The organism is Actinomadura sp. 7K507 (assembly GCF_004348425.1).
GTDB lineage: Bacteria > Actinomycetota > Actinomycetes > Streptosporangiales > Streptosporangiaceae > Spirillospora.
Map to the genome: position 1 here is coordinate 1 of NZ_SMKK01000061.1, position 20743 is coordinate 20743.

21 protein-coding genes and 1 tRNA gene are annotated in these 20743 nt (G+C 70.0%); 9 read left to right on the forward strand and 13 right to left on the reverse strand.

Annotated features, from left to right (window positions below):
• Nucleotides 1-23 precede the first annotated feature (23 nt).
• Nucleotides 24-97: transfer RNA gene (locus E1285_RS15965), tRNA-Pro, on the forward strand.
• Nucleotides 98-162: 65 nt separating this feature from the next.
• Here E1285_RS15965 and E1285_RS15970 read toward each other — a convergent pair.
• Nucleotides 163-432 carry a WGxxGxxG family protein gene (locus tag E1285_RS15970; RefSeq protein ID WP_132152721.1) on the reverse strand — a complete coding sequence of 90 codons (270 nt, stop codon included), beginning with the start codon at nt 430-432 and terminating at the stop codon, nt 163-165.
• A gap of 125 nt (nt 433-557) precedes the next feature.
• On the reverse strand, nt 558-1055 hold the full coding sequence (locus E1285_RS15975; protein WP_132152723.1) for a hypothetical protein: 498 nt from the start codon (nt 1053-1055) through the stop codon (nt 558-560).
• 200 nt (nt 1056-1255) lie between these two features.
• Here E1285_RS15975 and E1285_RS15980 point away from each other — a divergent pair, with 200 nt between their 5' ends.
• On the forward strand, nt 1256-1705 hold the full coding sequence (locus tag E1285_RS15980; protein ID WP_132152725.1) for a hypothetical protein: 450 nt from the start codon (nt 1256-1258) through the stop codon (nt 1703-1705).
• Here E1285_RS15980 and E1285_RS15985 read toward each other — a convergent pair.
• Nucleotides 1692-2096: a helix-turn-helix domain-containing protein gene (locus E1285_RS15985; RefSeq protein ID WP_132152727.1), complete on the reverse strand. Its 405-nt coding sequence runs from the start codon at nt 2094-2096 to the stop codon at nt 1692-1694. The genes E1285_RS15980 and E1285_RS15985 overlap by 14 nt on opposite strands.
• 122 nt (nt 2097-2218) lie before the next feature.
• On the opposite strand from E1285_RS15985, the gene E1285_RS15990 reads away from it, so the two are divergent.
• The gene (locus tag E1285_RS15990) at nt 2219-2800 is read left to right on the forward strand and encodes a YceI family protein (protein ID WP_132152729.1); all 582 of its coding nucleotides are present in this window, start codon (nt 2219-2221) and stop codon (nt 2798-2800) included.
• Nucleotides 2801-2854: 54 nt separating this feature from the next.
• On the opposite strand, the gene E1285_RS15995 is transcribed toward E1285_RS15990, so the two are convergent.
• From E1285_RS15995 to E1285_RS16010, 4 genes are all read right to left on the reverse strand, one after another.
• On the reverse strand, nt 2855-3559 hold the full coding sequence (locus tag E1285_RS15995; protein WP_132152731.1) for an HAD family hydrolase: 705 nt from the start codon (nt 3557-3559) through the stop codon (nt 2855-2857).
• Nucleotides 3556-4380 (reverse strand): alpha/beta fold hydrolase, encoded by an 825-nt coding sequence (locus E1285_RS16000; RefSeq protein ID WP_132152733.1) that lies wholly within the window; start codon nt 4378-4380, stop codon nt 3556-3558. The genes E1285_RS15995 and E1285_RS16000 overlap by 4 nt, the downstream gene beginning before the upstream one ends.
• Before the next feature lie 186 nt (nt 4381-4566).
• Entirely contained in the window at nt 4567-6402 is a 1836-nt protein-coding gene (locus tag E1285_RS16005; protein ID WP_132152735.1) for a glycoside hydrolase family 18 chitinase, read from the reverse strand.
• A gap of 193 nt (nt 6403-6595) precedes the next feature.
• Nucleotides 6596-7072 carry a MarR family winged helix-turn-helix transcriptional regulator gene (locus E1285_RS16010; protein WP_132152737.1) on the reverse strand — a complete coding sequence of 159 codons (477 nt, stop codon included), beginning with the start codon at nt 7070-7072 and terminating at the stop codon, nt 6596-6598.
• A 61-nt stretch (nt 7073-7133) separates the two neighbouring features.
• Between E1285_RS16010 and E1285_RS16015 the strand changes: the two genes are divergently transcribed.
• Nucleotides 7134-7553, forward strand: coding sequence for a cupin domain-containing protein (locus tag E1285_RS16015; RefSeq protein WP_132152739.1), 420 nt, complete (start codon nt 7134-7136; stop codon nt 7551-7553).
• 15 nt (nt 7554-7568) lie between these two features.
• Here E1285_RS16015 and E1285_RS16020 read toward each other — a convergent pair whose 3' ends face one another.
• Complete coding sequence (locus E1285_RS16020) at nt 7569-8213, reverse strand: response regulator transcription factor (protein ID WP_132152741.1); 645 nt, start codon at nt 8211-8213, stop codon at nt 7569-7571.
• Complete coding sequence (locus E1285_RS16025; protein ID WP_243722808.1) at nt 8165-9469, reverse strand: sensor histidine kinase; 1305 nt, start codon at nt 9467-9469, stop codon at nt 8165-8167. Before E1285_RS16025 ends, E1285_RS16020 begins: the two co-directional genes overlap by 49 nt.
• Nucleotides 9470-9765: 296 nt before the next feature.
• Here E1285_RS16025 and E1285_RS16030 point away from each other — a divergent pair, with 296 nt between their 5' ends.
• On the forward strand, nt 9766-12366 hold the full coding sequence (locus E1285_RS16030) for a Tex family protein (protein ID WP_279510068.1): 2601 nt from the start codon (nt 9766-9768) through the stop codon (nt 12364-12366).
• Nucleotides 12367-12440: 74 nt separating this feature from the next.
• On the opposite strand, the gene E1285_RS16035 is transcribed toward E1285_RS16030, so the two are convergent.
• Nucleotides 12441-13616, reverse strand: coding sequence for a hypothetical protein (locus E1285_RS16035; protein WP_132152747.1), 1176 nt, complete (start codon nt 13614-13616; stop codon nt 12441-12443).
• Between the two features lie 324 nt (nt 13617-13940).
• On the opposite strand from E1285_RS16035, the gene tig reads away from it, so the two are divergent.
• The 4 genes from tig to clpX all read left to right on the forward strand — a co-directional run bounded on the left by tig (nt 13941) and on the right by clpX (nt 18614).
• Entirely contained in the window at nt 13941-15449 is a 1509-nt protein-coding gene (gene tig, locus E1285_RS16040) for a trigger factor (RefSeq protein WP_132152749.1), read from the forward strand.
• 360 nt (nt 15450-15809) lie between these two features.
• The gene (locus E1285_RS16045; protein WP_132152786.1) at nt 15810-16442 is read left to right on the forward strand and encodes an ATP-dependent Clp protease proteolytic subunit; all 633 of its coding nucleotides are present in this window, start codon (nt 15810-15812) and stop codon (nt 16440-16442) included.
• Between the two features lie 61 nt (nt 16443-16503).
• Nucleotides 16504-17166, forward strand: a complete 663-nt coding sequence (locus tag E1285_RS16050) for an ATP-dependent Clp protease proteolytic subunit (RefSeq protein WP_132152788.1) — start codon at nt 16504-16506, stop codon at nt 17164-17166.
• A gap of 173 nt (nt 17167-17339) precedes the next feature.
• A complete protein-coding gene (clpX, locus tag E1285_RS16055) occupies nt 17340-18614 on the forward strand; it encodes an ATP-dependent Clp protease ATP-binding subunit ClpX (protein WP_132152751.1) in 1275 nt (424 codons plus the stop codon).
• Between the two features lie 66 nt (nt 18615-18680).
• On the opposite strand, the gene E1285_RS16060 is transcribed toward clpX, so the two are convergent.
• The 3 genes from E1285_RS16060 to E1285_RS16070 form a co-directional block, all read right to left on the reverse strand.
• Nucleotides 18681-19337 carry a response regulator transcription factor gene (locus tag E1285_RS16060; RefSeq protein WP_132152753.1) on the reverse strand — a complete coding sequence of 219 codons (657 nt, stop codon included), beginning with the start codon at nt 19335-19337 and terminating at the stop codon, nt 18681-18683.
• Entirely contained in the window at nt 19334-20134 is an 801-nt protein-coding gene (locus tag E1285_RS16065) for a sensor histidine kinase (protein ID WP_132152755.1), read from the reverse strand. Before E1285_RS16065 ends, E1285_RS16060 begins: the two co-directional genes overlap by 4 nt.
• A gap of 119 nt (nt 20135-20253) precedes the next feature.
• A complete protein-coding gene (locus E1285_RS16070; RefSeq protein ID WP_132152757.1) occupies nt 20254-20616 on the reverse strand; it encodes a hypothetical protein in 363 nt (120 codons plus the stop codon).
• Nucleotides 20617-20743: the final 127 nt, after the last annotated feature.

The following is a 20743-nucleotide window of genomic DNA, read 5'->3' on the forward strand; positions in this document are numbered from 1 at the left end:
GGTCTAGACTTCTCCATCGTGTGCGGGCTGTAGCGCAGTTTGGTAGCGCACCGGCTTTGGGTGCCGGGGGTCGTGGGTTCAAATCCCGCCAGCCCGACAGGGGAGTCCCGGGCCGCCGCTCGGGCGGTGCCGTGAGGCGCGCTCGGGCGGCGGCCGGCACTCTCACATTCCCGGGCCTTCGCGGCGGCCGGTGCCGGTGCGGCTTTCCGCGGTTCCGACCTTCGGCTTGGACTTCCTCATGCCCATGGCGCCGAGGAGGCCCAGGAGGCCGAGCAGGCCCCACAGACCCGCCTTGCTGCCGCCGCCGTCCTCGTTCTGTGCCTGCACCTGCTGGACGGCCGGTTGCCTGGCCGGTTGCTCGGCGGACGCGGGTGCCGCGGGACCGAGTGCGACCAGGGCGGCCAGGCCCACCGCTCCGAGGAACTTGCGCATGCTCTTCCCCATTTCGCTGAGTAATGAGTGGCGGATCCGTCGGAGGCAGGCCGTTCCCCGAAGGGAACCCGCGTAACGTCGCATACCGGACGATCGTCTTTTGTTGACGCTTATCTGAATCGAGGCTATTTCCGGGGTGTGGTGGCGAGGGTGCCGGCGCGGACTTCGCCGAGGACGGTCGCCACGGTGCCGGCTATCTCGGGGGCCGCTTCGTGGAGGGCCTCGGCCGAGGTGTGGTGGGGCTCGGTGTCGACGCCGGCCGCCTCCAGGTGGGGGAGGACGTTGGAGAGCTGGTGTTCCAGCCAGCCCATGGGGTCGGCGGTGAGGTCGGGGTCGAAGACGCGCAGGCCGGGCTCGTTGTCGAGCATGCCCGGGTGGTGGTGCATGCGGTCCTTGCAGCCGGGGCCGCCGGCGACCGACTCCAGGAAGTCGGCCCGCCAGACGGCCTGGTCCACGATGACGGGCTGGGACGCGTTGGGGGAGCCGCGCCAGGTGGGGTCGCCGAGCAGGCGCAATTCGACGCGGACGCCGCGTTCGTGCCCTCCGCGGTTGGGGTCGGGGTCGATCAGGTAGAGGTCTTCGACCGTGATTCCGAGGGTGTGGAAACAGAACACGCGCAACATTCGACTCCCCTCATTGTCCCATTTCACACAATACGTGGAGATTTGTACTAATCAAAGGGTGGCGTGTTGCGTCGCCGCCGACCGCGCGGGCCGCGTCGGTGAGCGGGTCGCGCGCCCGGAGCTGGCCGTACCTCGGCGTGCAAGGCCGGGCGTTCTGCGCGTGCGTCCAGGTTCTAGGTGGGTCGCGTTACGGTGGCCGCGTGTACGTCTATGTGGGTCCGGCCCAATTGCTCGACGAGGTGCGTCCAGGCGCCGTCGGTGATGCCATCACGTGCCCGGCGGACGTGGAACGGATGACGCAGGACGAACCGTTCACCTACGTCGTCGATCTCGAAGGCGTGCTCCGGATCGCTCCGCGCCGCAGTGAACACGTCGCCTGTGCGGGCGGGCGGAATGTCCTGGCCGCAGGTGAGATCACTTTCGAAGGCGCGGCCGTCACCGAAGTCAGCAACCAGTCCACCGGCTATTGCCCGGACCCCGATTCCTGGCCTGCCGTAGCCGATGCGCTCGACCACGCCCGCATCCAAAGGCCGGACGGCTTCACCACCACGTTCGTCTTCCGGCACTGTCCAGAGTGCGGAGAGCTCAACGTCGTCAAGGACGAGCACTATGTGTGCGTCTTTTGTGACGTGGAGCTCAGGGGGTCTTGAAGGGGGCCGGGTCTGCGGTGCGGGCGTCGTAGTCGGCGCGGGCGGCGTCGATCTCAGGAAGATGGGATTCCGCCCAGGCGACAAGGGTGATGGCTGCCTCCATCAGCGTCGCACCCAAGGGGGTGAGGGAGTAGTCCACGCGTGGCGGCATCACCGGATACACGGTGCGGGTGACGATGCCGTCGCGCTCCAGGCCGCGCAGGGTGACGGTGAGCATCCGCTGGCTGATGCCGTCGATCTCGCGCTTGAGTTCGGTGAACCGCTTGGTGCGCTCGCCGAGCAGCGCGATCACTTGCAGGGACCACTTGTCGCCGACCCGTTCGAGGATCTCGCGCGCCCGGCAGTTTCCGGTGTGCTGCCCGGTGGTGTGCTGACCCGTGGTGTGCTGCATGGTTATCTCCAGGTGACCAAGGCAGAAAAAAGTGCCTTCTTGTGCCGGCTCCGAGGGTGTCCGCACCATGGAGACGGTTCCTGATCGGAACCGCCTTACTTCGCGTAACCCTAGGAGACACGATGACGGCCGAGCTTGTCGAGATCCCCGGATACATCGCCGGCACCTGGATCATCGACCCCCTCCACACCAACGTCGGCTTCACCATCCGGCACCTGATGGTCAGCAGGGTCCGCGGGCGCTTCGGGACGCTCGAGGGGACGGTCGTGACCGGCGACGATCCCCTCGGCTCGTCGGTGACCGCGACCATCGACCTGGCCTCGATCGACACCGGCATCGCCCAGCGCGACGAGCACGTCCGGAGCGCCGACTTCCTGGACGTCGAGAAGTACCCGACGATGACGTACCGCTCCACCGGAGTCCGTCCCGGCGGGGACGGCTTCGTCCTGGACGGCGAGCTGACGCTGCGCGGCATGACCAGGCAGGTCCCGCTCGATCTGGAGGTCGGCGGTTTCGGCCCCGACCCGTTCCGGGAGGACGACCCGTTCAAGGGCGCCCGCGCGGGCTTCACCGCGACAGGCGAGATCAGCCGGCTGGAGTTCGGCGTCGGCGACACCGCCAAGGTGCCGGGCGGCAATGGGCTCGGGCTCAGCGACAAGGTCCAGATCATCCTGGAGATCCAGGCGAGTCTGCAGACCGCGTGACGAGGGCGGAGGCGGGCCGCGCCGGGGGTGACCCCGGCGCCGTCCGCTACCGGGTCACCGGGGTTCCGTGCTGTGATCCGGTTCGAGCAGCCGCGGCAGCGCGTCCAGTGACGTGATGCGCGGAACCTCCAGCCGGTCCGGTGCGGGCTCGGTGGAGCGGTCGAGCCACACGCCGGTGAGTCCCGCGGCGGCGGCGCCCTGCGCGTCGGTGATGAGCCGGTCCCCGACGTAGGCGGCCTCGTTCGGTGGGACGCCGAGCCCGGCGCACGCCGCCCGGAAGATCCCGGCGGCGGGCTTGGCCGATCCCGTCTCGCTGGACGTCACTACGTGGCGGAGCAGATCGGCGAGGCCGAGCCGTTCGATCTTCGCGCGCTGCTGCTCCGCGTCCCCGTTCGTGATCACCCCGAGCCGCAGGCCGCGCCCCGCGAGCGCGTCCAGCACCCGCCCCACCTCGGGGAACGGACGCCACGCGGCCTGGTAGAGCGCCAGGAATCCGGCGACCCACGCGTCGGCGCGGGCCTCGTCCCAGTCGCCGAGCCCCAGTTCCCGGGCCAGGGGGACGATCCGGGCGCGGCGCTGCGCGGTGAAGCTCAGCTCGCCCGCCAGGTACCGGTCGACGGCCGCCTCGGTCAGCTCCGTCCAGCGCGGGACGAGCCACGCCGGGTCCGCGTCCGGGAACGACCGGGTGATCGCCTCGGCCGCCGCCCCCTCATGGTCGAGGAGGGTGCCGTCGAGATCGAAGAGGACGGCCGTGATCATCCGAGGAATCCGGTGATCGCGGCGGTCAGCTCCGCGGGCGCGTCCTCCTGCACCAGGTGCCCGGCGCCCTCGATCAGCCGGAGCCGCGCCGCGGGGATGAGGGCGGCGAGCTCGTGCCCCTTGGCGGCGGGGATCCAGGTGTCCGAGTCACCCCAGCAGATCAGGACGGGAAGCGTCAGCTCGCCGTACCGGCCCTGGATCTCGTCGGTGTAGCGCTGGTCCGCCTGCGCGATCTGCCTGTAGAACGCCGGCTGCCCGGCGTCTCCCAGCCACGGTCGGACCAGCGCGTCAAGGACCGCCGGATGCAGGCCCCGGTGGCTCGCGGACGACACGTACTCCCGGACGAGCGCCCCGTGCAAAGCGGGCGGGAGCTGCTCGAACACCTCCGCGTTGGCGCCGACCAGGCGGAAGAACGGCGACCCCCACGGGGCGAGCGCGACCGGGTCGACGAGTGCGAGGGAACGGTAGCGGGCGCCATGCAGGAGATGCGCCCGGAGAGCCACGGCGCCCCCGAAGTCGTGCGCCACGACGTACGGCTCGTCCAGGCCCCAGTGCGCCAGCAGTTCCTTGAAGACGCGACCCTGCGCGGCGAGCGAGACATCCTGCCCATCGCTCATCTCGGAGGTCCCGTAGCCCGGCATATCCCACACGTACACGCGGTGGGTCGTGGCCAGAGCGCGCGCGACGCCACGCCACACGTAGGACGAGAACGGTGTGCCGTGCAGAAGGACGACCGGGTTCGCGTGCTCGTCCCCGTACACGTCCCAGCGAACCTCACCGGCTTCGCTCCGGTACGTCCTGCCCAGGGCCCAATCCTGCAAGGCAACTCCTAACGCCGTCGGGTGACCGCCGCTCCGTCCGAGATGGAAACGATCATCACCGACGGTACTGGAGCCTCCGGCCGGGCCGGTACCGCGCTGGAAGGGCCCCTGACCGGTGTCCAGGGTGGTCAGGGGCCCGATGTCTCGGCTGCCGTAAGGGGATGGGGGCCCCTTCTGGCGAACGGCTCAGCCGAGACCGTTCCTGATCGCGGTGATCAGCTCACCGTTGCCGGTGTCGCCGCTGAGCTCCCAGAAGAACGCCCCCGCCAGGCCCTCGTCCTGGGCGTAGGCCATCTTCCCTCCGATGGTGGACGGCGTGTCGTAGCTCCACCACTGGCTGCCGCATTTGGCGTAGGCGGTTCCGGCGACGGTGCCGGTCGCGGGACACCGGCCCTTGAGGACCTTGTAGTCCTCGATGCCGGCCTCGTAGGTGCCGGGCGCGGCTCCGGTCGCGGTGCCGCCCGGCTCGGCCTGGGTGACGCCCGTCCAGCCTCGGCCGTAGAAGCCGATGCCGAGCAGCAGCTTGCTCGCCGGGATGCCCTTCGACTTCAGCTTGGCGATGGTCTCCGCGCTGTTGAAGCCCGCCTGCGGGATGCCGGGGTAGGACCTCAGCGGGGAGTGCGGGGCCGTCGGGCCCTGGGCCGCCCACGCGCCGAAGTAGTCGTAGGTCATGGGCATGAACCAGTCGGCGTACTGGGCGGCGCCGGCGTAGTCGGCCGCGTCCATCTTGCCGCCGGCGCTGGCGTCGGCGGTGATCGCGGCCGTCACGAGGTCGCCGGAGCCGAACCTGGTCCGCAGCGCCGACATCAGGTTCTTCAGCGCGTCCGGGCCGCTGCTGTCGCAGGTGAGCCCGCAGGCGTTCGGGTACTCCCAGTCGATGTCGATGCCGTCGAACACGTCCGCCCAGCGCGGGTCCTCGACCAGGTTGTGGCAGGACTCGGCGAACGCGGCCGGGTTCTGGGCGGCCTGGCCGAAGCCGCCGGACCACGTCCAGCCGCCGAACGACCAGATCACCTTCAGGTCGGGGTGCAGCTTCTTCAGCTTGCGGAGCTGGTTGAAGTTGCCGCGCAGCGGCTGGTCCCAGGTATCGGCGACGCCGTCGACGCTCTGGTCGGCGGTGTAGGCCTTGTCGGTGGCGGCGTAGGCGTCGCCGATGGTGCATTTGCCGCCCTGGACGTTGCCGAAGGCGTAGTTGATGTGGGTCAGCTTGCCGGCGGAGCCGCTCGTCTCGATGTTCTCGACGTGGTAGTTCCGCTGGTAGACGCCCCACTCGGCGAAGTACCCGATGACCTTCCCGCCGGCGTTCCCGGGGCCGCCTTCCCCGGTGGTGACCGAGACGGAGCCGGACGCGGGGGAGGCGTTGCCCGCGGCGTCGCGCGCCTTGACGGTGAAGGTGTAGGCGGTGCCGGCCGACAGCCCGCTGACGGTGGCGCTCGTGCCGGTGACGGAGGCGGCCTTCGTGCCGCCGTTGTAGACGTCGTATCCGGTGACGCCGACGTTGTCGGTCGCCGCGTTCCACGCCAGCGAGACGCTCGTGGACGTCTTGCCCGTGGAGCGGAGGCCGGACGGGGCGGAGGGGGCCTCGCCGTCGTCGCCGGGGCCGCCCGGACCGCCGGAGCCGTCGCAGGCCGCGCCGTTGACCGTGCAGCCGCTGAACCAGCCGGGTCCCGTCCCGTTGAACCCGAAGCTGGCGGTGGAACCGGCGGCCAGTGTCGCGTTCCAGCCGGCGTCGGTGAAGGTGTAGTGGTTGCCTGAGACGCTCTTGGTCGCGTCCCATACCGACGTCACGGTCGTCCCGGACGGGAGGTCGGCCTCGATGGTCCATCCGTTCAGGGACGTGCCCGTCCCGTTGGTGATCGTGCACGTGCCGCCGAAGCCCGTGCCCCAATCCTGGGTCTTGGTGCAGGTGGCGGTGACCGTTCCGGCCGACGACGCCGGGGGCGCCGTGAGCAGGGCGGTGGCCACCGCCAGGGTCGTCGCGCCGGCGAGCAGTATGGCCCGCCGTCCGCCCGGTGCTGACATGATTCTCCGTTCGTTCGGCCCCCGAGCAAACAGGAATCCCCGCGCAATTCTTAGGAAAGTTTCCTAAGAATTGGCCAGATGGTAACCGGGTGGAACGGTGCGTTCAAGAGGTCCGCGGCGGCCCGCGAACGCCGGAAACGGTGGTCTAAGCGGCTAGCTGCGCACGTACGGCCGGACGATCCGGAAAGAATCTTCACGGCGTCCCGAACCAGCCGGGCAGGTCCAGCCGCCACAGGTCGGCGGGCGTGACCTGGCGGAGATCGCGCTCCATCGCCCGGACGCGGTCGGCGCCCAGCCGGCGCACCCAGTCGTCCCGGATCCGGTCGAAGATCCGCGCGGAGCGGTCCAGGGAGTCCGTGCCCCGCGCCGTCAGCCGGACGATCTTGCGGCGGGCGTCGGACGGGTCGGCGGCGCGCTCGACGTAGCCGCTCCGCTCCAGCGATTCGATCATCTTGCCCGCGGCCTGCTTGGACACTCCCAGCCGCCGGCCGAGTTCCACGGCCGTGATGCCGTCCGGGCCGATCGCCTGGAACACGAAACCGTGCATCGGCCGCAGGTCGGGATGCCCCTGTTCGGCCAGTTCGGCGTGCAGCTCGTCGATGATCACCCGGAACGCGAGGAACAGCCGCAGCGGCAGCTCGAAGCCCGGTGCGTCGCCGTCACTTGACATGAAAGACAACCTCATTGACTATATGGACAACCACATTGTCCAACTTAGGGGATCGGGGCTCATGACGCTCATCCGCGACACCGAAAGCCGCCGCACCGAAACGCCCAACGGCACCATGACCACGCTCGCGACGCCCACCCAGGGCGGCACGCGGGGCATCGCCGTCTGGCGCGTCGACATGGCGCCGGGCAAGACCGGACCGCTGCACGCCTTCGACACCGAGCAGGTGTGGACGTTCCTTGACGGCACCGCCACCATCGACCTGGACGGACACAAGCTCGAACCAGGCCCCGGCGACACCGTCGTCCTGCCCGCCGACACGCCGCGCCAGATGACCTCGCCGCCCGGCACCGGGTTCACCGCCGTCGTCGCCGCCCACGCGGGCTGCCTCGCCTACGACCCCGACGCCGTCGTGGACGACACCAAATGCGACATCGCCCCGCAGGGAGACGAACGCCTCGTCCCGCCCTGGGCCCGATAGGCCGGGCCGGGGGCGTCAGGTGCCGAGGTAGGCGAGGACGGCGAGGACGCGGCGGTTGTCGTCCTCGGACTGCGGCAGCCCGAGCTTGCCGAAGATGTTGTTGGTGTGCTTGCTGACCGCCTTCTCGGTGACGAACAGCTTCCCGGCGATCGCCGCGTTCGACCTGCCCTCGGCCATCAGCGTGAGCACCTCCCGCTCGCGAGGGGTCAGCTGCTGCAGCGGCTCCTCGCGGGCGTGCCGGGTCAGCAGCTGCGACACCACGTCCGGGTCGAGGGCGGTGCCGCCGGCCGCGACCCGGCGCACCGCCTCCACGAAGACCTGGACGTCCGACACCCGGTCCTTCAGCAGGTAGCCGATCCCGCCCGTGCTGTCGGACAGCAGCTCACGCGCGTACAGCTGCTCCACGTGCTGCGACAGCACCAGCACCGGCAGCCCCGGGATCTCCCGCCTCGCCTCCAGCGCCGCCTTCAGGCCCTCGTCGGTGAACGTCGGCGGGAGCCGCACGTCCACCACCGCGACCTCCGGACGGTGCGTGGTCAGCGCCCGGAGCAGGGACGGGCCGTTGTCGACGGCCTCCACGACCTCGAACTCGAACGCGCTGAGCAGGCGGATCAGCCCGTCTCTGAGGAGGGCAAGGTCTTCGGCGATGACAACGCGCAAGGCAGCTCCATGGTCACGACGGTCGGCCCGCCGGGCGGGCTCGTCACGGCCATCGTCCCATCGAAGGCCGCGAGCCTGCGCTCGATCCCGCGCATACCGGAGCCCCGCGCGGGGTCGGCGCCGCCCGTCCCATCGTCACCGATGATCATGAGCAGCCGGTCGCCGGAGTACTCGACCTGGACCCAGGCCCGCCGCGAACCCGAGTGCTTGACCACGTTGGCGAGCATCTCCGCCACGGCGAAGTAGGCGGCGGACTCGACCGGCGCGTCCGGGCGTCCGGGCAGATCGGTCCGGACGTCCACGGGCAGCGGCAGGCTGAGCGCCAGCGCCTGCACGGCCCCGTCCAGACCGCGCTCGGCCAGCACCGGAGGATGGATGCCCCGGACCAGGTCGCGCAGCTCGGTCAGCGCCGACCCGCTGGCGGCGCGGGCCTCGGCGAGCAGCTGCTGCGCGGTCTCCGGGTCGTGCTTCATCATCTCCTCGGCGAGGCCGATGTTCATGCTGAGCGCGACCAGCCGGGCCTGCGCGCCGTCGTGCAGGTCCCGCTCGATGCGGCGCAGCTCGGCCGCGGAGGCGTCCACCGTCTCCGACCGCGTCTCGGTGAGCCGCTGGACGCGCTCGGTCAGCGCGCCCCGCGTCGGCGAGAGCAGCGACTGGCCGAACAGCGCGTGCGCCTTCAGGAGCAGCGGCCCCAGCCGGACGGACGCCGCCACCATCGCGGCCCCGAGGACGAGCGTGCCGGCGTAACCGAGTGCTCCGTAGTCCTCGATCATCCAGAACGGGCCCCAGCCGAAGGTCCAGAGCGCCGCGATCCACGGCGCGACGAGCACGCCTTCCAGCCCGTACAGCGCCGTACCGGCCGCCAGGACCCCGAGGACGAGCGCGATCGGGATGTTCAGCAGCGTCCACAGCAGGTCGCGCCACGACGCCGGGTCGGCCAGCAGCCACTTCAGCCGCCCGAACGGGCCGAGCCCGCCCGCCGGCTCCGGCCGGTACGGGATGGCGATCTTCACGCCCGACCATTCGGCGGCCCACGCCCGCTGCTGGTTGGCGACCGTGCGGATCGCCTGGAACACGACCGGCGTCAGCACGACCCCGGCGCCCAGCGGGATGAACACGATCGACAGCACCGCCAGGATGAACAACGGGAGGTGCACCGCGTACGCCAGCACGATCTGGACGACCGCACGGACGAAGCTGACGAAGACACGCCGCGCGTACTCTCCGAGCAGCTCGACAACGCGCTGGGGGCTCACCTGGTCCTCCATGGTGCTCTGTCCGATGGTGCTGTGTCCGATGGGTGCTGTGTCCGACGGTTCCGACTCCACCATTGTGGTCGGTTCCGGTCCAAGTCTCGGTGGTGCTAGATCCCCTCTCGTCCACGGCCACGGGGGAGTTAGACCTACCCTGCGTCCGTGCCACACGTGTTCGGCCGTATCGAGCGGTGACAAATCAACCCGGTGACCAGACAACTCAACCCGGTGACAAGACAACGAGGCCCGTTCCCTGGACAATGCACGCTGACATCCAGGGGAGAAAGCGAATCGAAGCTGTGACAGCGACCACCAGCCAGACGTCCACCGGCCAGGAGGGCACCCAGCCCGCGGCCCCGCCCATCACCCAGCGCATCGCCGAGGAGATCGGCGTCGGCGAGGGGCAGGTGCGGGTCGCGGTGGACCTGCTCGACGGCGGGGCGACCGTCCCGTTCATCGCCCGCTACCGCAAGGAGGCGACCGGCACCCTCGACGACGCGCAGCTCCGCGCGCTGGAGGAGCGGCTGCGCTACCTGCGCGAGCTGGACGAGCGGCGCGCCGCGATCCTGGAGTCGATCGAGTCGCAGGGCAAGCTCACCGGCGAGCTCAAGGCCCGGATCGTCGAGGCCGACTCCAAGGCGCGGCTGGAGGACATCTACCTCCCCTACAAGCCGAAGCGGCGCACCAAGGCGCAGATCGCCCGCGAGGCCGGTCTCGAACCGCTCGCCGAACTGCTGCTGGGCGACCCGTCCCACGACCCGCAGGCCGCCGCGGGCGGCTACATGGACGCGGACAAGGGCGTCGCCGACGCGGCGGCCGCGCTGGAGGGCGCGCGCGCCATCCTCGTGGAGCGTTTCGCCGAGGACGCCGACCTCATCGGCGCCCTGCGCGAACGCATGTGGAACCGGGGCCGCATGGTCTCGCGGGTCCGCGACGGCAAGCAGGAGGCGGGCGCCAAGTTCTCCGACTACTTCGACTTCGCCGAGCCGTTCGCGAAGCTGCCCTCGCACCGCGTCCTCGCGCTGTTCCGCGGCGAGAAGGAAGAGGTCCTCGATCTCGACCTGGAGCCCGAGGAGACCCCGGAGGAGCCGGGGGCGCGCAGCTCGTACGAGGCCGAGATCGCCCGCCGGTTCCAGATCACCGACCAGGGCCGCCCGGCCGACAAGTGGCTCTCGGACGCCGTCCGCTGGGCGTGGCGTACCCGCGTCCTCGTCCACCTCGGAATCGACCTGCGCACCCGGCTCCGGCAGGAGGCCGAGGACGAGGCGGTCCGGGTTTTCGCCGCGAACCTGCGCGACCTGCTGCTCGCCGCTCCCGCCGGGACCCGCTCGACGATGGGCCTGGACCCGGGCCTGCGCACCGGCGTCAAGGTCGCCGTCGTGGACGCCACCGGCAAGGCCGTCGCCACCGACACCATCTACCCGCACCTGGGGGCGGCGGGGCGTAGCCAAGGGGGTGAAACAGGGCCTCGCCGGAAGTGGGACGAGTCGATCGAGACGCTCGCCCGCCTCGCCCGCGAGCACAAGGTCGACCTCGTCTCCATCGGCAACGGCACCGCGTCCCGGGAGACCGACAAGCTCGCCGCCGACCTGATCGCCCGCCACCCCGACCTCAAGCTCACCAAGATCATGGTGTCGGAGGCCGGCGCGTCGGTGTACTCGGCGTCGGAGTACGCCGGGCGCGAACTGCCCGGCATGGACGTCTCCCTGCGCGGCGCCGTGTCGATCGCCCGCCGCCTGCAGGACCCGCTCGCCGAGCTGGTCAAGATCGACCCGAAGTCGATCGGAGTCGGCCAGTACCAGCACGACATCTCCGAAGTGAAGCTGTCCCGCTCGCTCGACGCCGTCGTCGAGGACTGCGTGAACGGTGTCGGCGTGGACGTCAACACCGCGTCCGCGCCGCTGCTGACCCGCGTGTCGGGCATCGGGGAGGGCCTCGCCGAGAACATCGTCGCCCACCGCGACGCCAACGGCCCGTTCCGGACCCGGGGCGGGCTGAAGGACGTCCCGCGGCTCGGCCCGAAGGCGTTCGAGCAGTGCGCGGGCTTCCTGCGCATCCCCGGCGGCGACGACCCGCTCGACGCCTCCAGCGTCCACCCGGAGGCGTACCCGGTCGTCCGGCGGATGCTGGACGCGGCGGGCAACGACATCAAGGGACTCATCGGCAACACCGCCGCCCTGCGGTCGCTGAAGCCCGCGGACTTCGTCGACAGCGCCTTCGGGCTGCCGACCGTCCACGACATCCTCGCCGAACTGGAGAAGCCCGGCCGTGACCCGCGCCCGGCGTTCAAGACCGCCACGTTCAAGGAGGGCGTCGACAAGCTCGCCGACCTCGAACCCGGAATGATCCTTGAGGGCGTCGTCACCAACGTCGCCGCGTTCGGCGCCTTCGTGGACGTCGGCGTCCACCAGGACGGGCTCGTCCACATCTCCGCGATGTCCGACAAGTTCGTGTCGGATCCGCGTGACGTCGCCAAGCCCGGCGACATCGTCCGCGTCAAGGTCCTGGAGGTCGACCTTCAGCGCAAGCGCATCTCGCTGACGCTCCGGCTGGACGACGAGCCGGGCGCCGACCGGCAGGGCCGCGGCCAGCAGAACCGCGACCAGCAGGGCCGCGACCAGCAGGGTGGGGGCCGGCGCGGCGAGCAGCGCGACCGCGGCGGCCGCCAGAACCGCGGCGGCCAGAGCGCACGCGGCGGCCAGAACGCACGCGGGGGCCAAGGCGGCGGCCAGGGCGGCGGTCAGGGCGGCGGCGGCCAGGGCGGCGGACGCGGCGGCCAGCGCGGAGGCGGACGAGGGGGCCAAGAAGGCGGCCAGGGCGGCGGCAAGGGAGGCGGCGCCATGGCCGACGCCCTCCGCCGCGCCGGTCTCGACGGGGGTCTCCCCGGCAAGGACCGCTGACCCGCACCCGCCGACCCCGGGAAAAACGATCCCCGGGCTTCCAGCGGAAGCCCGGGGTGTCGGCCCGTTCCCGGTCAGTCGCTGAAGCCGCGCCAGCGCCCGTCCGAGCCCGTCTCCGTGGGACTCTGCGGACGGACGGGACGGCGCGGCGGCCGAGGCGCCGGCCCCTGCCGGTTGTACGGGCCCTGGCCGAGCGGGTCGTTCGCGTACTGGGAACGCTGCGGCGGCACCTGCGGCTGCGGCATCTCGCCCGGCTGCGGCATCTCGCCTTCGCCTTGCCCGCTATGGCGGTACAGCGGCCCGCCGGGCGGCGGGCCGTCCAGCGCGGAACCGCCGAACGGGTCCCGCGCGGAGGAGACGTCCTGCCGGGAGGGATCGCCCGGCGCTTCCTGAACGGGCCTGTGCCGGGGGAACTGCAGGACCGCGATCGCGCCCAGCGTCAGGGCGCCCAGCCGCATCGCGGAGTACGCCGTGTCCTGCGGCCACGCCTCCCCGTACATGAACGTGCCCATCGCCAGCAGGTACGTCTTGGCGGTGACCGTCATCACGGTCGCCACGATCGACACCCGGCAGCGCTGGAACGCCATGACCATGATCCCGAACCCGATCGCCGCGGCGACCACCGTCAGGTACGGCCAGGGCGTCATGGCGATCCGCAGGCTGGTCGCGTCGGCGTGGTCGCTCCAGCCCTTGATCGCCAGCTCGGCGGTTCCCACCGGGAAGCCCGAGCTGAGCCCGTAGGCGATCCCGGTGATCGGGCGGGCGTGCCTGCCGTCCGGCCGGTAGTCGCCCAGGACCAGGATCAGCACCGGCACCACGACCGCCGGGGCGACCACCACCGCGATCTTCCACAGCGGCGCGTCCGCGGAGCTGATCGGCCCGTCTCCGCCGAGCGAGGCGGTCAGCAGCAGGATCGCGGCGCCGATCAGCACCAGGCTCAGCCACTCGCGCGGGGTGAGCCGCTCACCGAAGAACACCAGCGCGATCAGCAGCAGCGGGACCATGCCGGACATGAAGATCGGCACCGCGGTGGACAGCGGAAGCCTGCTGAGCGCGAGGATCTGCAGGCCGAGCCCGGTCAGCACGATCGCGAGCGCGATCAGGAAGATCCAGTTGCTCACGATCGTCCAGATCATGTGCAGGATGCGGTTGCCCCGGAGAGGGGCCATCCGGTCCGCCGCCAGCTTGAAGACGGCGAACCCGAGGTAGTAGAGACCGGTGGCACTGAAGGCCGCAGCTATCCCGTTCATCCCGGACGAGTATGGGGCTTCGGATGGCTTATGTCACTGCCTGTGCGGGAACGTTGACGCGGATTCGTCGGTCTTGTGGGCGACCGATGCGCGCAGACGGCGCCGCTACCCCATAGACTTGGCCGCGCGAAGGCGCGGAGCCGTATTCGGCGTGCCCGCGCCGCTGAGAGACTGACCGGCTGAGTGGACGACGTAGACGGACCGGGCAACGGGCCCGTAGGCGTGTGCAGGCCGATGGCTCGCAGGCTTCAAGTTCGCAGGCAGGAAGAAGTACGCGTCGAACGCCGCGGCCGAGACAGCGCCCGATCAAGGAGACCTACCCCAGTGAAGACCGATGTCGAGGAGCTGACCCCCACCCGGGTCAAGCTCACCGTCGAGGTTCCGTTCGACGAGCTCAAGCCGAACCTCGACAAGGCGTACAAGGAGATCTCGCAGCAGGTGCGGATCAAGGGCTTCCGGCCCGGCAAGGTCCCCGCCCCGCTGATCGACAAGTACGTCGGCCGGGGTGCGGTCCTGCAGGAGGCGGTCAACGACGCGCTTCCCGAGCTGTACGGCCGCGCCGTCGAGGAGTCCGAGCTCTTCGTGCTCGGGCAGCCCGAGGTCGAGGTGACCGAGCTGGAGGACGGAACCCAGTTCGCGTTCACCGCCGAGGTCGACATCCGGCCGAAGTTCGAGGTGCCGGACTACGACGGCCTCGAGGTCGTGGTGGACGACGCCGAGGTCACCGACGAGCAGGTCGGCGAGACGATCGACAACCTGCGCGAGCGGTTCGCGTCCCTCACCAACGCCGAGCGCGCCGCCGAGGAGGGCGACTTCGCCACCATCGACCTGGTAGCCAGGATCGACGGGGAGGAGATCGAGGACGCCTCCACGAGCGGCTACTCCTACGAGGTCGGCAGCGAGTCGGCCGTCGAGGGCCTGGACGAGGCGCTCATCGGCCTGGCCGCGGGCGAGGACAAGACGTTCACCGGAGCCCTGGCCGGCGGCGAGCACGCCGGTGAGCAGGCCGAGATCACCGTCACCGTGCAGAGCGTGAAGGTGAAGAACCTGCCCGACCTGGACGACGAGTTCGCCCAGCTCGCGAGCGAGTTCGACACCATCGAAGAGCTCCGCGGCGACGTCCGGTCGAGGCTCGACCGGCAGGTGCGGATGCAGCAGCTGTCCGAGGCGCGCGACAAGGCCCTTGAGGCGCTGCTGGAGAAGGTCGACATCCCGCTTCCCGACAAGGTCGTGGACGAAGAGGTCGACCGCCGCAACCAGCAGCTGGAGCAGCAGCTCCAGATGGCGGGCATGACCAAGGACGACTACCTCTCCGGCGAGGAGAAGACGGAAGAGGAGTTCGACACCGAGGTCGCCGACGCCGCCCGGCTCGCGGTCAAGGGCGGTTTCGTCCTCGACCAGCTCGCCGTCCAGGAGGAGCTGAACGTCGAGAACGAGGAGCTCAGCGAGTACGTCGTCACGCAGGCGATGCAGATGGGCGTGCAGCCGCAGCAGCTCGCCGAGTACCTCACCCAGAACAACCAGCTCCCGGCGATCGTCTCGGAGGTGCTGCGCAGCAAGGCGCTGAACCTCGTCGTCGAGCACGTGACCGTCAAGGACGAGTCGGGCAACGAGATCGACGTCGAGGCCGTCCAGCGGGAGCTGAACGGCGAGACGGGCGAGACCGTCCAGGCCGAGGACGCCGAGGACGCTGAAGGCGCCGAAGAGGTCCAGGACGACGAGGACACCGGCGAAGCCGGCGAGGCCTCCGCGAAGGCGGCTGAGGACGCCGCTGAGGAGACCCCGGCCGCCGAGGCGAAGGACGCACAGGACAAGGACTCCAAGGACTCCTGAGACGTTCTGGACGTTCCCCGACGCATCGGGCGGCGCCCCGCATTCGGACACCCGGGTGCGGGGCGTTCCTTTGTGCGGAGTGAACCGGGGTAAGGGCATCCCCGCACGCTCTCTCCGCTCTGAGCTGAGCGAAGCGAGGGCGTCCCGCGACGCGTGTGCTTTGAGTTGACCGGGGGATGGAGGGAGCGTCCTCTGCGGGGGTCGCTTTCGCGAAGATCGCCGGTAGGGCCCGGGGGGCGTCCGGCGCCGCGCGGATACGCCCCTGGCGAAAAGGCGGCCCCCCGGGCTTAAACGGGCCCGTCCGCGCGTTAATGTCCAAGCATCCGAACCGATTAAAGGACCGGAGGAACACCGGTGAGCATGCCTCCGACTTTCGACGAGTCGTCGCCGATCCAGGCGCGGGTCGCCGAGGCGCCCCTGATGCCTCTGGGCGACCAGCTGTTCCAGCGGCTGCTGCGTGAACGCATCGTCTTCCTCGGCCAGCAGGTCGACGACGATATCGCCAACCGCATCTGCGCCGAGCTCCTGCTGCTGTCGGCCGAGGACGGCCGGCGCGACATCACGCTCTACATCAACTCGCCAGGTGGCTCCGTCACCGCCGGTATGGCGATCTACGACATCATGAAGTACGTCCCGAACGACGTCGTCACGGTGGGCATGGGCCTGGCCGCGTCGATGGGCCAGTTCCTGCTGTGCGCCGGGACGACGGGCAAGCGCTACGCGCTGCCCCACGCGCGCATCATGATGCACCAGCCGTCCGGCGGCATCGGCGGCACCGCCTCCGACATCAAGATCCAGGCCGAGCAGATGCTGTACGTCAAGAAGACGCTCGCCGAGAAGATCGCCGAACACACCGGCCAGACGCTCGCGCAGATCGAGAGCGACTCCGACCGCGACCGCTGGTTCACCGCCGACGAGGCCAAGGACTACGGGCTGGTGGACCACGTGGTGCTCAGTGCCACCCAGGTGCCCTCCGAGGGCACCGTCTCCTGACGACCTGATCCTGATTCGGAGGCACACAGTGAGCGACTTCATCCGACCCGGTTTCAGCGATCTGGTCCGGCCCGGCGTCCAGACGGATGGGTCCCCGGCGCCGGCCCAGAGCCGCTACATCATTCCGTCGTTCGTCGAGCGCACCACGTACGGGGTCAAGGAGATGAACCCGTACAACAAGCTGTTCGAGGAGCGCATCATCTTCCTCGGCGTGCAGATCGACGACGCGTCGGCCAACGACGTGATGGCCCAGCTGATCACGCTGGAGTCGATCGACCCCGACCGCGACATCAGCATCTACATCAACTCGCCCGGCGGCTCGTTCACGGCCATGACGGCGATCTACGACACGATGCAGTTCGTCAAGCCCGAAATCCAGACGGTCTGCATCGGCCAGGCCGCCTCGGCCGCGGCGGTGCTGCTCGGCGCCGGTACACCGGGCAAGCGGGCCGCGCTGCCCAACTCGCGGATACTGATCCACCAGCCCGCGACCGAGGGCACCTACGGGCAGTCCAGCGACATAGAGATCCAGGCGCGCGAGATCATGCGGATCCGCGAGCTTCTGGAGACCATCCTGGCCGAGCACAGCGGCAAGAGCGTCGACGAGGTCCGCAAGGACATCGAGCGCGACAAGATCCTCACGGCGGACGAGGCGAAGGACTACGGTCTCATCGACGATGTCTTCGCCAGCAGGAAGCGCAAAGCCGAGGTAGTGTCGTCCTGAGACGACATGAGGACGAGGAGAACCCCGAGCCCGGCCGCCACACTTCCGGGCGAGGGGCTTTCCAAGCCCGTTGGAGGCGGTAACGTCGAGTCCAACGTCGAGAGCCTTCGGGACGCAACCGAGCTGCGCCGCATCCTCCAAGGCGGGCGGCCCCACGAAAAGGAGACAGTTGGGTGGCACGCATCGGCGACGGTGGTGATCTGCTGAAGTGCTCGTTCTGCGGTAAGAGCCAGAAGCAGGTCAAGAAGCTCATCGCGGGTCCGGGCGTGTACATCTGCGACGAGTGCATCGATCTCTGCAACGAGATCATCGAGGAGGAGCTCTCCGAGACCTCCGACCTCAAGTGGGACAACCTGCCCAAGCCGCGGGAGATCTACGAGTTCCTGGACTCCTACGTCATCGGGCAGGACACGGCGAAGAAGGCGCTGTCCGTCGCCGTCTACAACCACTACAAGCGGATCCAGTCGGGCGACGCCGGCAGGGACGACCCGGTCGAGATCGGCAAGTCCAACATCCTGCTGCTGGGCCCCACCGGATCGGGCAAGACGCTCCTCGCGCAGACGCTCGCGAAACTCCTCAACGTCCCGTTCGCCATCGCGGACGCCACGGCGCTGACGGAGGCCGGATACGTGGGGGAGGACGTCGAGAACATCCTCCTCAAGCTGATCCAGGCGGCCGACTACGACGTCAAGAAGGCCGAGACCGGGATCATCTACATCGACGAGGTCGACAAGGTCGCCCGCAAGAGCGAGAACCCGTCGATCACCCGCGACGTCTCGGGTGAGGGCGTCCAGCAGGCCCTGCTGAAGATCCTGGAGGGCACGACCGCGAGCGTCCCGCCGCAGGGCGGCCGCAAGCACCCGCACCAGGAGTTCATCCAGATCGACACCACGAACGTGCTGTTCATCTGCGGCGGCGCGTTCGCCGGCCTGGAGAAGATCGTCGAGTCCCGGGTCGGGAAGCAGGGCATGGGCTTCGGTGCCCAGATCCGCTCCAAGTCCGACTTCGAGGAGTCGTCGGCCGTGTTCGGCGAAGTGATGCCGGAGGACCTGCTGAAGTTCGGGCTGATCCCCGAGTTCATCGGCCGGCTCCCGGTGATCACGTCGGTGCACAACCTCGACAGGGACGCCCTGATCAACATCCTCACCGAGCCGAAGAACGCGCTGGTGCGCCAGTACCACCGCCTCTTCGAACTCGACGGCGTCGACCTGGAGTTCACCGACGACGCCCTGGAGGCGATCGCCGACCAGGCCATCCTGCGCGGCACCGGCGCCCGCGGCCTCCGCGCCATCATGGAGGAGGTCCTGCTCTCGGTGATGTACGAGGTACCGAGCCGCCAGGACGTCGCCCGCGTCGTCATCACCCGCGAGGCCGTCCTGGAACACGTCAACCCGACCCTCGTCCCCCGAGACCGCTCCAAGCGCGAACCGAGAGAGAAGTCCGCGTAGTCAGGTCCGCGCGGTCCATACGGACGCCCCCGGTTCGTGGCCGGGGGCGTGTCGTGTTCTCGGGGGCTAGCTGCGCGTGGATTCGCCCAGGCCCGCTTCGCGGGCTACGACTATGGCCTGGGCGCGGTCTGCGACGTGCAGCTTCATGAAGATGTTCGAGACGTGGTTGCGGATGGTCTTCTGGCTGAGGAACAGCGTCCCGGCGATCTCGGCGTTGCTGCGGCCCTGCGCGATGAGTTCGAGGACGTCCCGCTCCCGCTCGGTCAGTTCGGGGAACGCGGCCTGCCTCGGGTCGGGCATGTCGGTGAAGTAGGTCAGCACGCGGCGGGCGATCTCCGGCCCGTAGATGGCCTCGCCCGCGGCGACCGCCCGGACGGCGCGGGCGATCTCCTCGGCGCCCGACTCCTTCAGCAGGTAGCCGCGGGCGCCGGCGCGCATCGCGGCGAACACCGAGTCGTCGTCACGGAACATCGTCAGGACCAGGACGCCGATGCGCGGGCTGGTCCGGGTGATCGTCCGGGTGGCCTCGATGCCGTTGCCGCCGGGCATGTGCAGGTCCATCACGACGACGTCCGGCTGCAGCTCGGCCGCCAGCCTCACCGCGTCCGGGCCGTTCTCGGCCTCGCCGACGACCTCCACACCGAGCGCGTGCAGGAGCCCCTTGAGGCCCTGCCTGAACACCGGGTGGTCGTCGGTGATGAGAACACGGATGTTCTCGGTCATCTACGTCCGCCTTTTCCTGGTGAAAGGCGATGATACCCGGCGGCGGTCTCCGCGGCGGCGAGCGGCAGCCGGGCCGACACGACGGTCCCGCCGCCGCTCCGCGACGTGATCGCGCAACTGCCGCCGATCTCCGCGGCCCATTCCTTCATCGCGGCCATGCCGCGGTGCGACCCCGGCTGGGCGCCGTTGCGGGCCGCGTCGGGCAGCCCCGGCCCGGTGTCGGCCACCACGACCCGGAGGTCGTCGTCCCGGGACAGCCGGACCGTCGCGGTGCTCCCCGGCGCGTGCAGCCGGACGTTCGTCAGCGCCTCCTGGACGATCCGGTACGCCGCCACCTCCACCGCCGCGGGAAGCTCGAGATGCCCGCCGTCGAAGCGCACGGCCACCCGCTCACAGCAGCCCTCGGCGAACGACTCGATGGCCGCGACGAGCCCGAGGTCGTCCAGGGCGGGAGGGCGGAGCCCGTGCGCCAGCTCACGGATCTCCCCGACGGCCGTCGCGAGCCGGTCCCGGACGTCGGCGAGCAGCGGGTCCATCCGTTCCGGCTCGCAGGCCAGCGTGATGCGCGCCGCGTCCAGCGACATCGCGAGGCTGGCCAGGGTCGGCCCGAGCCCGTCGTGCAGGTCGTGGCGGAGCTGCCGCCGCTCCTCCTCCCGGCTGGCGAGGATCCGCTCCCGGGAGCGCTGGAGGTCGGTGGTGAGGCTGCGAAGGTGAGGGATGGTCGCGGCACGTGCCGCCACGGCCCCCGCGGTGAACGCGCCGGCCAGCACGGCGGCGCGTGCCAGTACCGCTCGCATCCCGTCCCTCTCCCTTCGCCCGCCGTCGCAGGAGTTTTCCGTCACCCTTTCCGGCGGGACGACCCGGTGTCAGGTGACCTGTGTCCCGACCCTCACGGGATACCGGGAGGTACGGCGGATCAGCTCTCGACGTCCGCGCGGATGTCTCGCATCACGCGCTGCAACCCGGAGACCTTGTACTCCGGCGGCTCGGTCCTCCCGGGCGTCTTCCCGCCGTTCGGGATCACCAGCGCGAACGTCGTCCTGGTCGCCCACCCGCAGATCGAGTTGTACGAGTAGGTGCTCCGCTGCGTCGCGGTCAGGCGCCCGCACAGCCCCATGCCGTCGCCGCCCGAGTCTTCGATCTCCCAGATCCTCGTGGTGACGCGGACGTCGTCCGTGCTGAAAGCGTTGCGCAGATGGAAGTCCATCGGCGCCCGGCTGGCGTCCGCCCGCCGCCGCGCCCGCTTGGCGCCGAGGTGGTAGAGGCGGCCGACCCGCACGGCATGCGCTGGGCAGACTGGGGTGGAGCGCGACACCTGTCTTGCCTGTGAGCAGGATCGGGCACCGGTGGACTTGAGCGGCACTTGGATCGGAGGAATTTGAGACACGGGGCGTGACGTCCTGATA

Excerpts from the sequence above, each read along its gene's own strand:
- E1285_RS15970 (WP_132152721.1), bottom strand. The coding sequence starts at position 432 with ATGCGCAAGTTCCTCGGAGCGGTGGGCCTGGCCGCCCTGGTCGCACTC.
- E1285_RS15975 (WP_132152723.1), bottom strand. The coding sequence starts at position 1,055 with ATGTTGCGCGTGTTCTGTTTCCACACCCTCGGAATCACGGTCGAAGAC.
- E1285_RS15985 (WP_132152727.1), bottom strand. The coding sequence starts at position 2,096 with ATGCAGCACACCACGGGTCAGCACACCACCGGGCAGCACACCGGAAAC.
- E1285_RS15990 (WP_132152729.1), top strand. The coding sequence starts at position 2,219 with ATGACGGCCGAGCTTGTCGAGATCCCCGGATACATCGCCGGCACCTGG.
- E1285_RS15995 (WP_132152731.1), bottom strand. The coding sequence starts at position 3,559 with ATGATCACGGCCGTCCTCTTCGATCTCGACGGCACCCTCCTCGACCAT.
- E1285_RS16005 (WP_132152735.1), bottom strand. The coding sequence starts at position 6,402 with ATGTCAGCACCGGGCGGACGGCGGGCCATACTGCTCGCCGGCGCGACG.
- E1285_RS16010 (WP_132152737.1), bottom strand. The coding sequence starts at position 7,072 with ATGTCAAGTGACGGCGACGCACCGGGCTTCGAGCTGCCGCTGCGGCTG.
- E1285_RS16015 (WP_132152739.1), top strand. The coding sequence starts at position 7,134 with ATGACGCTCATCCGCGACACCGAAAGCCGCCGCACCGAAACGCCCAAC.
- E1285_RS16035 (WP_132152747.1), bottom strand. The coding sequence starts at position 13,616 with ATGAACGGGATAGCTGCGGCCTTCAGTGCCACCGGTCTCTACTACCTC.
- E1285_RS16045 (WP_132152786.1), top strand. The coding sequence starts at position 15,810 with ATGCCTCCGACTTTCGACGAGTCGTCGCCGATCCAGGCGCGGGTCGCC.
- E1285_RS16060 (WP_132152753.1), bottom strand. The coding sequence starts at position 19,337 with ATGACCGAGAACATCCGTGTTCTCATCACCGACGACCACCCGGTGTTC.
- E1285_RS16065 (WP_132152755.1), bottom strand. The coding sequence starts at position 20,134 with ATGCGAGCGGTACTGGCACGCGCCGCCGTGCTGGCCGGCGCGTTCACC.